The 14,156-nt window shown below is 70.4% G+C and carries 15 protein-coding genes; 13 read left to right on the top strand and 2 right to left on the bottom strand.

Features of this window, described 5'->3' with window-relative positions; translation table 11 throughout:
- Nucleotides 1-92: 92 nt before the first annotated feature.
- Nucleotides 93-533 (bottom strand): nitroreductase family deazaflavin-dependent oxidoreductase, encoded by a 441-nt coding sequence (locus E3O48_RS12665; RefSeq protein WP_134539270.1) that lies wholly within the window; start codon nt 531-533, stop codon nt 93-95.
- A 48-nt stretch (nt 534-581) separates the two neighbouring features.
- On the opposite strand from E3O48_RS12665, the gene E3O48_RS12660 reads away from it, so the two are divergent.
- From E3O48_RS12660 to E3O48_RS12625, 8 genes are all read left to right on the top strand, one after another.
- On the top strand, nt 582-1,682 hold the full coding sequence (locus E3O48_RS12660) for a dipeptidase (protein ID WP_134539268.1): 1,101 nt from the start codon (nt 582-584) through the stop codon (nt 1,680-1,682).
- A gap of 73 nt (nt 1,683-1,755) precedes the next feature.
- Complete coding sequence (locus E3O48_RS12655; RefSeq protein ID WP_134539266.1) at nt 1,756-2,481, top strand: SGNH/GDSL hydrolase family protein; 726 nt, start codon at nt 1,756-1,758, stop codon at nt 2,479-2,481.
- A gap of 160 nt (nt 2,482-2,641) precedes the next feature.
- Nucleotides 2,642-2,998, top strand: a complete 357-nt coding sequence (locus E3O48_RS12650) for a YraN family protein (RefSeq protein WP_134539264.1) — start codon at nt 2,642-2,644, stop codon at nt 2,996-2,998.
- Nucleotides 2,998-4,533: a YifB family Mg chelatase-like AAA ATPase gene (locus E3O48_RS12645; protein WP_134539262.1), complete on the top strand. Its 1,536-nt coding sequence runs from the start codon at nt 2,998-3,000 to the stop codon at nt 4,531-4,533. The genes E3O48_RS12650 and E3O48_RS12645 overlap by 1 nt, the downstream gene beginning before the upstream one ends.
- Nucleotides 4,530-5,804, top strand: a complete 1,275-nt coding sequence (dprA, locus tag E3O48_RS12640; RefSeq protein WP_134539260.1) for a DNA-processing protein DprA — start codon at nt 4,530-4,532, stop codon at nt 5,802-5,804. The genes E3O48_RS12645 and dprA overlap by 4 nt, the downstream gene beginning before the upstream one ends.
- A 37-nt stretch (nt 5,805-5,841) precedes the next feature.
- Nucleotides 5,842-6,960, top strand: coding sequence for an alcohol dehydrogenase catalytic domain-containing protein (locus E3O48_RS12635; RefSeq protein ID WP_134539637.1), 1,119 nt, complete (start codon nt 5,842-5,844; stop codon nt 6,958-6,960).
- A gap of 78 nt (nt 6,961-7,038) precedes the next feature.
- Nucleotides 7,039-8,010 (top strand): phosphodiesterase, encoded by a 972-nt coding sequence (locus E3O48_RS12630; protein WP_134539255.1) that lies wholly within the window; start codon nt 7,039-7,041, stop codon nt 8,008-8,010.
- 116 nt (nt 8,011-8,126) lie between these two features.
- On the top strand, nt 8,127-9,071 hold the full coding sequence (locus tag E3O48_RS12625; protein WP_134539635.1) for a tyrosine recombinase XerC: 945 nt from the start codon (nt 8,127-8,129) through the stop codon (nt 9,069-9,071).
- Here E3O48_RS12625 and E3O48_RS12620 read toward each other — a convergent pair.
- Entirely contained in the window at nt 9,049-9,561 is a 513-nt protein-coding gene (locus E3O48_RS12620; protein WP_134507020.1) for a M23 family metallopeptidase, read from the bottom strand. The genes E3O48_RS12625 and E3O48_RS12620 overlap by 23 nt on opposite strands.
- A 320-nt stretch (nt 9,562-9,881) precedes the next feature.
- On the opposite strand from E3O48_RS12620, the gene rpsB reads away from it, so the two are divergent.
- The 5 genes from rpsB to E3O48_RS12595 all read left to right on the top strand — a co-directional run bounded on the left by rpsB (nt 9,882) and on the right by E3O48_RS12595 (nt 14,115).
- A complete protein-coding gene (rpsB, locus tag E3O48_RS12615; RefSeq protein ID WP_134507022.1) occupies nt 9,882-10,814 on the top strand; it encodes a 30S ribosomal protein S2 in 933 nt (310 codons plus the stop codon).
- Between the two features lie 10 nt (nt 10,815-10,824).
- Nucleotides 10,825-11,652 (top strand): translation elongation factor Ts, encoded by an 828-nt coding sequence (gene tsf / locus E3O48_RS12610; protein WP_134539253.1) that lies wholly within the window; start codon nt 10,825-10,827, stop codon nt 11,650-11,652.
- Between the two features lie 119 nt (nt 11,653-11,771).
- Complete coding sequence (pyrH, locus tag E3O48_RS12605; RefSeq protein WP_134507026.1) at nt 11,772-12,500, top strand: UMP kinase; 729 nt, start codon at nt 11,772-11,774, stop codon at nt 12,498-12,500.
- Nucleotides 12,501-12,531: 31 nt separating this feature from the next.
- Entirely contained in the window at nt 12,532-13,086 is a 555-nt protein-coding gene (gene frr / locus E3O48_RS12600; protein ID WP_134507028.1) for a ribosome recycling factor, read from the top strand.
- Nucleotides 13,087-13,101: 15 nt separating this feature from the next.
- Nucleotides 13,102-14,115, top strand: a complete 1,014-nt coding sequence (locus tag E3O48_RS12595; protein WP_370249938.1) for a phosphatidate cytidylyltransferase — start codon at nt 13,102-13,104, stop codon at nt 14,113-14,115.
- Nucleotides 14,116-14,156 lie beyond the last annotated feature (41 nt).

Raw genomic sequence — 14,156 nt, 5'->3', positions numbered from 1 at the left:
GGCCCAAAGCCCCGCCTATCGGGCGCCACAGCTCAAAATCTCCGTCGAATTTGAAGGCCACGGGGGCACGTGGGCACGGTGAGGGGCGCGAGCTAACGGGGTTCGCAGATGACCACCGGGATGTCCCGGCTCGTCTTCTGCTGGTAGCCGTCGTAGCCCCTGTAGGCGGCAACGATCTGGGGCCACAGCTCGGCCTTCTCCTCCGGGCTCGCCGTGCGGGCGTGCATCGGCATGGTGGTTCCGTACACGGTGAGCTCGACCTCGGGATTCGCGACCAGGTTGAGGTACCACTGCGGGTTGCGGTCGTCGCCGCCCTTCGACGCGATCAGCACGTAACGATGCCGGTCGTGCACGGGCGCGGTCAGCATCGTCGCCCGCCGTTTGCCGCTCGACCGGCCGATCGTGTGCAGCTTGACCGCGGGCATCGAGCCGAAGTTGGCGAGGACGCGCCCGCCGGAGAGCGTGAACACGGCCCGGTGCAGCACGTTCATCGTCTTCATCTGCAGGTCGACCAGATCGTTGCGCAATCCCATGGATCCAGACTAGGAGAGGAGCCTGCCGTCGAGCACTAGCGTGGAGGCATGAATCCCGCCGCTGCTTCCCCTGCCCCCGCTGCCGCGGCCGTCGTCGCCCAGGCGCTGCGGATCGCGCCGCTCATCGACGGCCACAACGACTGGGCCTGGGTCTGCCGCGAGGAACGGGACTATTCGGTGGAGGGCCTCGAACAGGGACTCGCGACCGACACGGACATCGCCCGGCTCCGGGCCGGGCAGGTCGGCGGCCAGTTCTGGTCGGTCTACGTCAGCGACGACCACGCCGGCGCCGACGCCGTGCAGGGCACCCTCGAACAGATCGACTGGGTCTACCGGCTCGCCGCCCGGTACCCGGGGGACTTCGTCATCGCGCGGAGCGCCGCCGACGTCGAGGCAGCCAGGGCCGACGGGCGGGTGGCATCCCTCCTCGGCGCGGAGGGGGCGCACAGCCTCAATGACTCGCCGGCCGTGCTGCGGATGTTCGCCCGGCTGGGCGTGCGCTATCTCACCCTGACCCACGTGCACAACACCAGCTGGGCCGATTCGGGCACCGACGATCCCGCCCACGGGGGCCTCACCGCCCGCGGGGCCGAGTACATCCGGGAGCTGAACCGGCTGGGGATGCTGGTCGACCTGTCGCACGTGTCGCCCGCCACGGCGCACGCGGCCCTCGACCTGACCGATTCGCCGGTGATTTTCAGCCACAGTTGCGTCTCCGCGGTCGCCGACCATCCCCGGAACGTGCCCGACGACCTGCTCGGCCGGCTCGCCGCGAACGACGGCGTGATCATGCTCACCTTCGTGCCGCAATTCCTCACCCCCGAGTACTCGGCCTGGTTCGACGGGGCGAGGGACACCCCGGCGCCCGCCGTGACGATCGCGCAGGTCGCGGATCACATCGAGCATGCCCGCCGGGTGGCCGGCATCCGTCACATCGGCCTGGGCGGTGACTTCGACGGCACGGACGAATTCCCCTCCGGCCTCGAGGGCGTCGACGGCTACCCGGCACTGCTGGCCGAGCTCGCGGGGCGGGACTGGTCGGCGGAGGATCTCGCCGCCCTGGCCGGCGGCAACATCCTGCGCGTGCTGCGCGCCACGGATGCGGCCTTCGCCGCGGCCGGCGGCGGGATCCCCCTGCTCGTGCGCTGAGCCGTGCCCCCGGGGGTAGCCTCGAGCGAGGGCGCGACCAATCCGGACGGGCCGCCGCTGACGAATGAGAGTCATGACCCTGCGCCGACGTATCGCCCTGCTGACCGTGATCGGCGTGCTGTGCGCGGGGACCATCGCCGTTGTCGCCGGGGTGCTCGGCGGGGCGACCGGAACGGGGAGCGCGGGCGTCGCCGACTCGACGGCGGGATCGGCGGCCACGGGATGGCCGGCCGACGGCTCGGCCGTCGTCGCGTTCTACGGCGACTCCTACACGCGCGGCACCGGCGCATCAAGCCGGGCCGCCCGCTGGTCGACCATCGTGTGCGCCGAGCGCGGCTGGACCGAGGTCAACCCGAGCACCAACGGGCTCGGCTTCGTGAACAACCGGGCGAACCTGCCGGGGCCCGACCTCGTCGACCAGGTGATCAAGGCCCAACCCGACATCGTGATCAGCACCATGGGCTTGAACGACAACTTCGTGATGCCCGGCCGGGCCGACGACGTTCGGGCCGCGATCGACACGGACTTCACCGAGCTCAAGAAGGCACTGCCCCACACCCGCTTCATCATCGTCGAACCGTTCTGGTACACCGACGAGCGGCCCGAATCCGTGGAACGCATCATCGGCTGGGTGCGGGACGCGGCCGTGGCCATCGACGCCGACTACATCCCGGGGGCCTCGCACTGGATGGACGGGCATCCGGAGTGGAAGGCCGCAGACAGCCTCCACCCCAATGACGTCGGCTACCGCGAGATCGCGGTGCGGATGGACGCCGAGCTGGCGAAACTGGGCCTCTGACCGGTTCCGGCGAATTCCCCGCCTCACCCTCGAGCCGCCGCGGAACCCGGCCGGCTGCCGGCTCACCCTCCACAGGGCGGGGACGGCCCCGGGCCGCACCGATCCGGGGCCGTGCCGGGGACACGGCCGGCCTCCGGGCACGCTGGACCCGGAGGCACTCGTGGCAGACAAAGACGACCTGGGCAGGCGCGGCGAAGAGTGCGCGGCCGGGTTCCTGGCCGCGGCCGGCTACCGGGTCATCGCCCGCAACTGGCGGTGCGACCAGGGCGAGATCGACCTCATTGTCGAGCAGAGCGGCGAAGTCGCCTTCGTCGAGGTGAAGACGCGGTCGGGAACGGGCTTCGGGCATCCGTTCGAGGCGATCACGGTGCACAAACTCGCCCGCCTGCGCCGGCTCGCCGCGGCCTGGTGCGACCAGTCGGAGCCCCGGCCCGCGCGCATCCGGATCGACGCGGTCGCGGTCATCCTCCGGCCGGGGGCCGACCCGGTGATCGAGCACCTGGTGGGGGTGTTCTGATGGCGCTCGCGCGAACGCACGCCGTGGCGCTGCTCGGCCTCACCGGGGCGCTGGTCGAGGTGGAGGCCGACATCTCGGGCCAGCTGCCCGGCATCGTGCTGATCGGCCTGCCGGATGCCGCCCTGTCGGAGGCGACCGAACGGGTGCGGGCCGCCGCGAAGAACTCGGGGTGCCCGCTCACCCGCAACAAGCTGACCATCAACCTGTCACCGGCGGCCCTGCCCAAGCACGGATCCGGCTTCGACCTGGCGATCGCGCTGGCCTGCCTCGCCGCCGACGAGGCCGTCTCCGCGGAGTCGGTGGGTGCGGTGGTGCACATCGGCGAACTGGCCCTGGACGGGCGCCTGCGCCCGACGTCCGGAATGCTCCCTGCGGTGATCGCCGCATCCAGGCTCGGCCACAGCACCGTCATGGTCCCGGCCGGCAATGCCGCGGAGGCTGCCCTCGTGCCGGGGATGCGGGTCATCGGCGTCGCCTCCCTCCGGGACGCCGCCATCTGGCATGGTTCCCGGCTCGAACCGGTCCAGGTCGACGTGATCGCGGCGCCCGGCGAGGGCAGTGTCGAGCCCGTCGAACCGGAGCTGGCCGACGTGATCGGCAATGAGGACGCGGTTCTGGCGCTGCAGATCGCGGCGGCCGGCGGCCACCATCTGTTCATGGTCGGTCCGCCGGGGGCGGGCAAGACCATGCTGGCGGCCCGGCTGCCCGGCCTCCTGCCCGACCTCGACCCGGAGGCGTCCCTCGAGGTCAGCTCGATGCGTTCTCTCAGCGGCCGCGGGGTCGGCCCCGCCCTGGCGACCCGGCCACCGCTCGAGGCGCCGCACCACACCGCCACCGCGGCGGCGATGGTGGGTGGGGGCAGTGGCCGGATCCGCCCCGGCGCGGCGGCCCGCGCCTCCCATGGCGTCCTGTTCCTCGACGAGGCCCCGGAGTTCGCCTCAGCCGTGCTCGACGCGCTCCGCCAGCCGCTCGAGTCGGGTGTGATCAGCATCCATCGAGCGAACGCCGTGGCCCGGTTCCCGGCCAGGTTCCAGCTCGTGATGGCCGCCAACCCGTGTCCCTGCGGCCAGTACGGGGCCGCCGACCTCGACTGCAGCTGCCCGCCGAGCGCCCGGAGACGATACCTCGCCCGGCTCTCCGGCCCGCTGCTCGACCGGATCGACATCCAGCTGCGGGTGCAGCGCGTCACGGCCGCGCAGTTGCGCCTGGCCGCCGACGGTCCACGCCTGACCAGTGCGACGGCGAGAGCGCACGTTGAGCAGGCCAGGGCCGCGGCGGCGGAACGGCTGGCAGACACGCCATGGTCGCTCAATTCGGAGGTGCCGGGGCCGTGGCTGCGCGGCGCACACGCCAGGCTCCCCGGCGAGGCGACCGCGATCCTCGACCGGGCGCTGGAACGCGGCGGGATCACCATGCGCGGCTATGACCGGGTGCTCCGGGTGGCCTGGTCAATCGCCGATCTCGGCGGCGTTGCACGCCCCGGCGCCGAACAGGTCGGGCAAGCGCTCTACCTGCGGAAGGGAATGACATCATGACGCTTTTCGGACTGGACGAGGCCGCGGTGGCCGGGCTTGCGGAAGGCGTGCGCCCGTCGCACGCCCCCCGGGCCGGGATGGAACCCGGCCTCGCGGGCGAGGTGTTCGCCCGGGCGGCCTGGACCTGCATCGCCGAGCCAGGGGACGGCACCGCCGGGGTGCTGGTCGACCGGCTCGGTGCCGGGCCGGCCCTGGCCGCCGTGCTCGAGCCGGGCTCGCCAGGCAGGCTCGCCGCGCGGGTCGGGGCCACCGGCGTGCCGGAGGGCTTCGCGGAGGAACTGGGGCAGGCCCTGCAGCGGTGGCGTCCGCGCCTGTCTGCGGGGGAAGTCACCCGTTGCCTCCAGCAGGCGGCCCGGGTGGGCGCCCGGCTGGCCCTGCCTGGTGACGAGGTGTGGCCCGCCGGGGTCGACGACCTCGGCCGGAATGCCCCGCTCGCCCTGTGGTGGCGAGGCACCGCCCCGGCCCTGGCCTCGCTGGCGAACTCGATCGCCCTGGTCGGGGCGAGGGCGGCCACCGGGTACGGCGAACACGTCGCCATAGAATCCTCGGCCGGGCTGGTCGACCGCGGGTTCACGATCGTCTCCGGGGCTGCCTACGGCATCGACGGGATGGCCCACCGGGCGGCCCTCGCCAGCTCGGGGTTCACCGTCGCCTTTCTCGCCGGGGGAGTCGACCGGTTCTACCCGAGCGGCCACGACGCGCTGCTGGGGCGCATCGTGGCCGCCGGCGCGGTGGTCTCCGAACTGCCGTGCGGGGCTGCCCCGACGAAGTGGCGATTCCTGCAACGCAACAGGTTGATCGCGGCGTCCAGTGCGGCCACGATCGTGTTGGAGGCAGGCTGGCGGTCGGGTTCGCTCAACACGGCCGGGCATGCCGCCGCCCTCGGTCGTCCGCTGGGGGCCGTGCCGGGCCCGGTCACCTCTCCGACGTCGGCCGGCTGCCACCGGCTGATCCGAGAATACGACGCTGTGTGCGTGACCACGGCAGCGGAGATGGCCGAACTCGTCGGCGACCGGGTGGTCCAGGTGCCGCTCGACTTCCCCGGTGACAGAGAGACGGGCACCCGGGGCGGCGCACCGGGCCGGGGTGAACGCACCAGCGACCAGATCCGGGTGTTCGACGCTTTGAGCGCCCGGTCCCCGCGCACTGTGCATGACGTGGCCCGCCGGGCGGGCCTGTCCGTCGCGGCCGTCCAGGGTGCGCTCGGCGGCCTCGACCTCGAGGGCGCCGCCCGGGAACGTGAAACCGGCTGGGTGCGCGCCTCCACCTGACCCGCGGGTTAGGTTGGACAGCATGACGCAGGCAACGATGCTCAGCTCAATCCTCTACGACACCGGGTTGCCGCGCCCCTACGCCGATAGCCGGCCGCTGCGCCACGAGACGGTGGCGGTGCCGGTGCCACGTCCGGGCGAGGTGCTGGTGAAGATCGAACGGGCCAGCCTGTGCCACTCCGACCTCTCCGTGGTCAACGGGTCCCGGCCCCGTCCGCTGCCGATGGCGCTCGGGCACGAGGCTGCCGGGACGATCGCCGAGGTCGGCGCCGGCGTGACGGATGTCCAGGCCGGCGACCGGGTTGTGCTCATCTTCGTGCCGAGCTGCGGCGACTGCCGCGCCTGCGACGCCGGCCGCCCGGCCCTCTGTCACCGCGGTGCGGAAGCCAACGGCAGCGGAGACCTCCTGCACGGACCGGCCGCCCTCAGGACGGCGTCGGGAGTGAGGCTCAACCACCACCTCGGGGTCTCCGCCTTCTCCGGGTTCGCGGTCGTCGCCCGCGAGTCCGTGGTCGTCATCGACGAGGATGTCCCGTTCGACATCGCGGCCCTGTTCGGCTGTGCGGCGCTGACCGGGATCGGCGCCGTGCGGAACACCGCCCGGCTGGCCCCCGGCCAGTCCGTGGTCGTCTTCGGTCTGGGCGCGGTGGGCCTGATGGCGGTCATGGCGGCCGCCCGCATTCCCGGAACCTGCGTGATCGCCGTCGATCCGCTCCCCGAGAAGCAGCGCCTCGCCCTCCGGGCCGGCGCCGATCATGCCGGTTCCCCCGACCAGGTCGCAGCGCTCGTCGCGGAGTACGCCGGGGACGGCGTCGACGTCGCCATCGAGGCCGTCGGCAGCGCCCGGGTGATGGAGGCCTGCCTCGGGCTCCTCACCCGAGGCGGCGCCCTGGTCTCGGTCGGGCTGCCGCGTCCCGACGAGATCCTCAGCGTGCCGGCGCTGCAGTTCGCGGGAACCGGCGTGCGTTTGCTCGGCTCCTACCTCGGCGATTCCCTGCCGGCGCGGGACATCCCGCTCTATCTCCAGATGTGGCGTGACGGCACCCTCCCCGTCGAGCTGCTGCACACCGACACGAAGCCGATAGCCGAGCTCAACGAGGGCCTCGATGCGCTCGCCGACGGGGCCGTGGTGCGGCGGCTCTTCGCCTTCGCCTGACCCGGACGTGCGGCGCACCCCGCGAGCGTCGGGGGCGAGCCGTAGTGTGAGCGACATCGATGAAAGGCAAGGCAAGGCATGGCAGTCGTCCCGAACCAGCAGGTCCAGCAGACCCACCAGGTCCAGCAGGTCCAGCAGATCCAGATGGGCCAGCACGGGCCGGCCAGCCACCTGATCGCCCACATCAGCGACACGCACTTCCTCGGCGGCTCTCGGGCGCTCTACGGAACAGTCGACACCGACACGCCCGCGCGCCAGGCGCTGGCCCAACTCGAACGCTCCGGGCTGCGCCCCGACGCTCTCGTTTTCACCGGCGACATCGCCGACACCGGGGAAGCGGATGCCTATCGCCGGGTGCGCGCCCTCGTCGAGGCGTCGGCCGATCGACTCGGCGCCCAGGTCGTCTGGGTGATGGGCAACCACGACAAGCGAGCCGCATTCCGCACCGACCTCCTCGGCCAGGCCGGGTCCGACGCCCCGGTCGACGCGGTGTTCGACCTCGGGGGAGTCCGCCTGATCGCGCTCGACAGCAGCGTTCCCGGTTACCACCACGGCGAGCTCACCCAGTCCCAGCTCGACTGGCTGGCCGACCTGCTCAGCGAACCGGCACCCCACGGCACGGTGCTGGCCCTTCACCACCCGCCCATCCCCACCATGATTCCGCTGATGAGCATCCTGGAACTCCGCGGCCAGGCCCGGCTCGCCGAGGTGATCGCCGGCAGCGACGTCCGGACCATCCTCGGCGGTCACCTCCACTACGCCACGACCGGACTGTTCGCGGGCGTCCCGGTCTCCGTCGCCGCCGCCACCTGCTACACCCTCGATGCGAGCGCCCCGCAGGGGGGACTGGTCGGGCAGAGCGGTGGGCAGTCGATCAACCTCGTGCACGTCTATGACGACCAGATCGTGCACTCGACCGTGCCGCTGGGCGAATTCGACGTCGCGACCAGGTTCGACCCGGCATTCCTGGCCCGGATGCAGTCGCTCAGCCCTGAGGAACGCACCGAGGCCTTCTCCCGCCAGGTCGACTCGACTGGAAGCGTGGCGTGACAGGCCAATCCGTGACAGGCCAATCCGTGACAGGGCAGACCGTGACAGGGCAGACCGTGGCAGGGCAGACCGTGGCAGGGCAGACCGTGCCAGGGCAGACCGTGCCAGGGCAGACGATATCCCTGGCCGCGGCCGTGGAGGACTTCGCCGTCTACCTGGCCGCGGAGCGCGGCTTCTCCCCGCATACCATCCGCGCCTACCGGAGCGACCTGGCCGGGCTGCTCGCGTTCGCCGAGGAGCGCGGCGTGGCCGGCTCGTCCGCACTGACCCTGGACCTCCTCCGGGACTGGCTCTGGGTCGGCAGCCAGGCCGGGCTGGCGCGGGCGACCATCGCCCGCCGGTCCGCCTCGGCGCGCGGCTTCACCGCGTGGCTGGCGCGCACCGGAGCGAGCCCGGCCGACCCGGCGATCCGGCTGCGCTCGCCGAAGCCGGGCCGCACCCTGCCCCGGGTGATCAACCACGCCCAGATGCAGGACCTGCTCGGTCACCTCGAGCAGCGCGCGGCCGGCGGCGAGCCGCACGCCCTGCGCGACCTCGCGATCGTCGAACTGCTCTACGCGTCGGGGCTGCGCGTCTCCGAACTCGTCGGACTCGATACCGGCGACGTCGACCTGCACCGGCTCACCGTGCGGGTGACCGGAAAGGGATCGAAGGAGCGGGTCGTGCCGTTCGGAGTCCCGGCCCAGTCCGCCATCCTCGGGTACCTCGACCGGGGGCGGCCGGTGCTGGCCGCCGCGAAACTCCCGCCCGAGACCCCTGTGCACAATCCCGCTGTGCCCGCGGCCGCTGCCTTGTTCCTCGGCACCGCCCGGCGGCGGCTGGGCGTGCGGGCCGTGTACCGCCTCGTCGCCACCCTCCTCGCCGATGTTCCGGGCAACGGCCCGGCCGGCCCGCACGCGCTGCGCCACACGGCGGCCACCCATCTGCTCGACGGCGGCGCCGACCTCCGGGCGGTCCAGGAGCTGCTCGGTCACGCGAGCCTCGGCACCACCCAGATCTACACCCACGTGTCGGCGGAACGCCTCAAGCGGAGTTACCTCACCGCGCACCCCAGGGCGTAGCCGGCCCTTCCCCGGCGAGCGGCAGCAGTACGGCCCGGCGGATGCCGCCGAGGTACTGGCGGGGAGAGACGTACCGCCCGTGCAGGCGCGCCCCCAGGTGCACGCACCGGCCGGAGCAGTGACCGCCCGCCCCGACATGCCCGACCAGCTGGCCGCGGGCGACCGTCTCACCCGCCGAGACGACCGCGGCCACGGGCTCCAGGCTCGAGGTCAGGTCGCCGGCATGCCGGATCGACAGCACCGGTCGGTCGACCACGATTCCCGCGAAAGCCACCACGCCGTCCGACACGGCGAAGACCGGTTCCCGCTCGCCCGCGGCCAGGTCGAGACCGCGATGTCCCGCGGAGTAGTCGGTGGCAGGCGCTGCGAACTCGGCAAGCATCCGGTGCGTCGTGAGCGGCCAGACCCAGGGCTGAGGTGGGGGCACTGCGGCGGGAATGAGGGCGGCGGCAGCCACTGCCGCTGCGGCGAAGAGGCGGGGGAGCTGCATGCCTCCACCGTGCCGCTGTCCGGGCGCGCCCGGGCCGCCGGTCGGGCATCCGTGGAGGGGGCCGTCCGGCCACTCACTGTGGTGGGAACCCCGGCGCCTGCCGGTGCACGGCAGCCCTCCCGTCGGGTGCTAAACTCGTCCAAGCAGCGCTTCGTGCGCTGACTACGCGTGCCCAATCGGCCTCCGTATCCACTCGGTCCTCGCTTCCCCGGAAGCAGGCGGATGCGTGCCGGGCACCAGGAGTAGTGGTCATCCGATCACGACACAAACCGATTGGCGTTGCTCTGCCCTGCAGGCGCGCCGGACAAGGAGTACGGCTCATGGCCGTCGTAACCATTCGCCAGCTGCTCGACAGCGGCGTGCACTTCGGGCACCAGACCCGCCGTTGGAACCCGAAGATGAAGCGATTCATCTTCACCGAGCGGTCCGGCATCTACATCATCGACCTGCAGCAGTCGCTCGGGTTCGTCGACAAGGCCTATGACTTCGTCAAGGAGACCGTCGCCCACGGCGGCACCGTCCTCTTCGTCGGAACCAAGAAGCAGGCGCAGGAATCGATTCAGGAGCAGGCGACCCGTGTCGGCCAGCCCTACGTCAACCAGCGCTGGCTCGGTGGCCTCCTCACCAACTTCCAGACCGTCTCCAAGCGTCTGGCCCGCATGAAGGAGCTTGAAGAGCTCGACTTCGAGGACACCGCCAAGAGCGGCTTCACGAAGAAGGAAATGCTCATCAAGAAGCGCGAGCTCATCAAGCTTCACAAGAGCCTCGGCGGTATCCGCAACCTCACGAAGACGCCGTCCGCGCTGTGGGTTGTCGACACCAACAAGGAGCACCTTGCCATCGACGAGGCACGCAAGCTCGGCATCCCCGTCATCGCGATCCTCGACACCAACTGCGACCCCGACGACGTCCAGTACCCGATCCCGGGCAACGACGACGCCATCCGTTCGGTCGGCCTGCTGACCCGCATCATCGCGGACGCAGCGGCCGAGGGGCTCATCCAGCGCCACGCCAAGCCGGAGGCCGAAGTCGAGCCTCTCGCCGCCTGGGAAGCCGAACTGCTGCAGACCGGTGAAGCCGCTGCAACCGACGCGACCCCCGAGCAGTCGTCCGCCGAGACCGCTGAGGTTGCCGATGTAGCCGTCGCCGCCGAGCAGGTCGCCGCCGAGGCCGTTGTCGAAGAGGTCCCCGTTGTGGAAGAGGAAGCCGCAGCCGTTGCTGCCGCCGACGCTCCCACCGAAGAAGCCAAGTAAGGAATCGAGTATGGCAAGCATCAGCCTCGCAGACGTGAAGGCGCTGCGCGAGCGTCTTGGAACCGGCATGGTCGACACCAAGAACGCCCTCGTTGAAGCCGAAGGCGACATGGAAAAGGCCGTCGAGCTCCTCCGGATGAAGGGTGCCAAGGGCAACGCCAAGCGCGCTGACCGTTCCACCTCGGAGGGTCTCGTCGCCGCCAAGGAAATCGGCGACACCGCCACCCTGATCGAACTCGCCTGCGAGACCGACTTCGTCGCCAAGGGCGACAAGTTCGTCGCGCTGGCCGACAAGGTCCTGGACGCGGTTGCCGCGGCCGGCGCCACCACGGTCGAGGAAGGCCTGGCCGCCCCGGCCGGCAGCCAGACCGTCGGCGAACTGATCGACGGCGAAGCCGCGATCATCGGTGAGAAGTTCGAACTGCGCCGCGTCGCATCCGTCAAGGGTGCGAAGTTCGCGATCTACCTGCACAAGACCAGCAAGGACCTGCCCCCGCAGGTCGGCGTTGTTCTCGGCTACTCAGGTGACGACGCTGAGACCGCGCGCAGCGTGGCCCAGCACATCTCGTTCGCGAACCCGGAGTACCTGGCCAAAGAAGACGTCCCCACGGATGCCGTCGAAGCCGAGCGCCGGATCGTCACCGAGATCTCGAAGAACGAAGGCAAGCCGGAAGCGGCGCTGCCCAAGATCGTCGAGGGTCGCATCCACGCATTCTTCAAGCAGGTTGCCCTGCTGGAGCAGGACTACGCCAAGGACAACAAGGTGTCCGTCAGCAAGGTCCTGGCCGATGCCGGACTGACCGTGTCGGGCTTCGCCCGATTCAAGGTCGGCGCGTAACAGGATTCACAATGAGGGAGACCGGGTTGCAGTCGCAATCCGGTCTCTTTCTCTGTGTGGGCCCCCAGCAGCGCACACAGTAGTTTTAGAACACGCACAACGGAAGGACGCTCACGGGCATGTCAGACACGCGAACGAAGCCGAGCAAGAAGCGCAGGGTCCTCCTCAAATTGTCGGGTGAAGCATTCGGGGCAGGCAGCCTCGGCGTCAACCCCGACGTGATCAGCGCCCTCGCGCGCGAAATCGCCGAAGCAGCCAGGACCGTGGAAATCGCCATCGTCGTCGGCGGCGGCAACTTCTTCCGAGGCGCGGAACTGTCCCAGCGCGGCATGGACCGAGGTCGTGCCGACTACATGGGCATGCTCGGAACCGTGATGAACGCCCTGGCCCTGCAGGACTTCCTCGAGCAGGCGGGCGCGGAGACCCGCGTGCAGTCCGCCATCGCCATGACCCAGGTCGCGGAGCCATACATCCCGCGCCGCGCGGAGCGCCACCTGGAGAAGGGCCGTGTCGTCATCTTCGGTGCCGGCGCGGGACTCCCGTACTTCTCGACCGACACGGTCGCCGCGCAGCGCGCCCTGGAAATCGACGCGGACATCGTGCTCGTCGCCAAGAACGGCGTCGACGGGGTCTACTCTGCCGACCCGCGCACCGACCCGGACGCGCGCAAGATCGACCACATCACCTACCAGGATGCCCTCCAGCGCGGCCTCAAGGTCGTCGACTCGACCGCGTTCAGCCTCTGCATGGACAACGGGATGCCGATGCAGGTCTTCGGCATGGCACCGCACGGCAACGTGACCGCCGCCATTCTCGGCGCCGATCTGGGAACCCTCGTCTCCAACTAGGATTGTTGAAGCCACCGAAGAAGGAGTCACCGTGATCACGGATGTTCTGTCCGATGCCACCGCACGCATGCACAAGGCACTCGAAGCCGCCAAGGACGATTTCGCGACCGTACGAACCGGACGCGCGAACCCGCAAATGTTCGCGAAGATCCTCGTCAACTACTACGGCACCGCGACGCCGCTCGAGCAACTCGCCTCCCTGCAGAACCAGGAGGCGCGCACGCTGCTGATCGGCCCGTACGACAAGGGCGCCCTGCGCGACATCGAGCAGGCCATCCGCGACACCCCCAACCTCGGCGCCAACCTCGGCAACGACGGCAACGTCATCCGGGCCACACTGCCGGAGCTCACGGCCGACCGTCGCAAGGAATACGTCAAGATCGTTCGCACCAAGGCCGAAGACGCCAAGGTGTCCGTGCGCAACCTGCGTCGCAAGGCGAAGGACGAGCTCGATGCGCTGAAGAGCGAAGTCGGCGACGACGACGTGGCCAGGGCCGAGAAGGAACTCGAGCAGATCACCAAGACCCACGTCGACGCCATCGACGATGCGCTCAAACGCAAAGAAGCCGAACTCCTCGAGATCTAGGGCGGAGTCAGCGTCATGTCGGACGATCCGAACAAGGAACTGCCGCCCAAGCGCGCGCACGGGGTCAGCCGCGCAGAGTTCCGGGCCCAGGTGCACGCGGCCAGGAGCGACATCGAGCGGCAGATGCAGTCGACCCGCGCCGACTTCGAGCGACAGGTGCAGGCCACCCGGGCGCAGCTCGACGCGACCAACGAACGGATCGAGGCGCGCACCGGCCGCAACCTGATCCTGGCGATCCTGATCGGGCTCGCCCTCGGCCTGTTCATGCTCTTCAGTCTCATCTTCATCAAAGAGCTGTTCATGGTCTGCGCGGCGGCGTTCGTCGGCCTCACCGCCTTCGAACTGGCCCAGGCGCTCCGGCACGCGGGCCGGAATGTCCCACGCATCCCCGTGGTGCTCGCGGCGGTGTCGGTCGTCCCCGCCGCCTTCTACCTCGGGGCGGCCGGCCAGTGGCTGGCCATGCTGGGCGGCATCCTGCTGATCGCTCTCTGGCGAGTGGCGCTGCTCATCCTGCCGGCTCACCGGGCGCCCGCCCGCGACGTGGTCGGTGACATCGGCTCCGGGTTCTTCATTCAGTCGTACGTGGTGTTCCTGGGCAGCTTCTCCGTGCTGTTGGCCGCCCAGCCCGACGGGCAGTGGTGGACGCTCGCCTTCCTGCTCCTCGTCATCTCCGCCGACACGGCCGCCTACGCGACCGGCCTCAGCTTCGGCAAGCACAAGATGGTTCCCACGATCAGCCCCAAGAAGACCTGGGAGGGATTCGCCGGGGCCGGCGCGGTCTGCCTGATCGCCGGAGTCGTCCTCGCCGTCTTCATGATGCATCAGCCCTGGTGGTTCGGGCTCATCTTCGGTGTGGTCATCCTGCTCAGCGCCACCTTCGGCGACCTGGCCGAGTCCCTGATCAAGCGCGACCTCGGCATCAAGGACATGAGTTCCTGGCTGCCGGGCCACGGGGGCTTCCTCGACCGGCTGGACTCGATCCTGCCGTCGGCTGCCGCCGCGTACGCGCTGTACCTGATCTTCGCCTGAGTTGCCCGCTTTCGACACCATGGGCAGGGTGGGGCAGAATG

The sequence above is a fragment of the Cryobacterium sp. HLT2-28 genome, from assembly GCF_004402495.1.
GTDB classification, from domain to species: domain Bacteria; phylum Actinomycetota; class Actinomycetes; order Actinomycetales; family Microbacteriaceae; genus Cryobacterium; species Cryobacterium mannosilyticum.
Note: the sequence above shows the minus strand (reverse complement) of the source record. Positions and strands in the feature narration are given on the sequence as shown.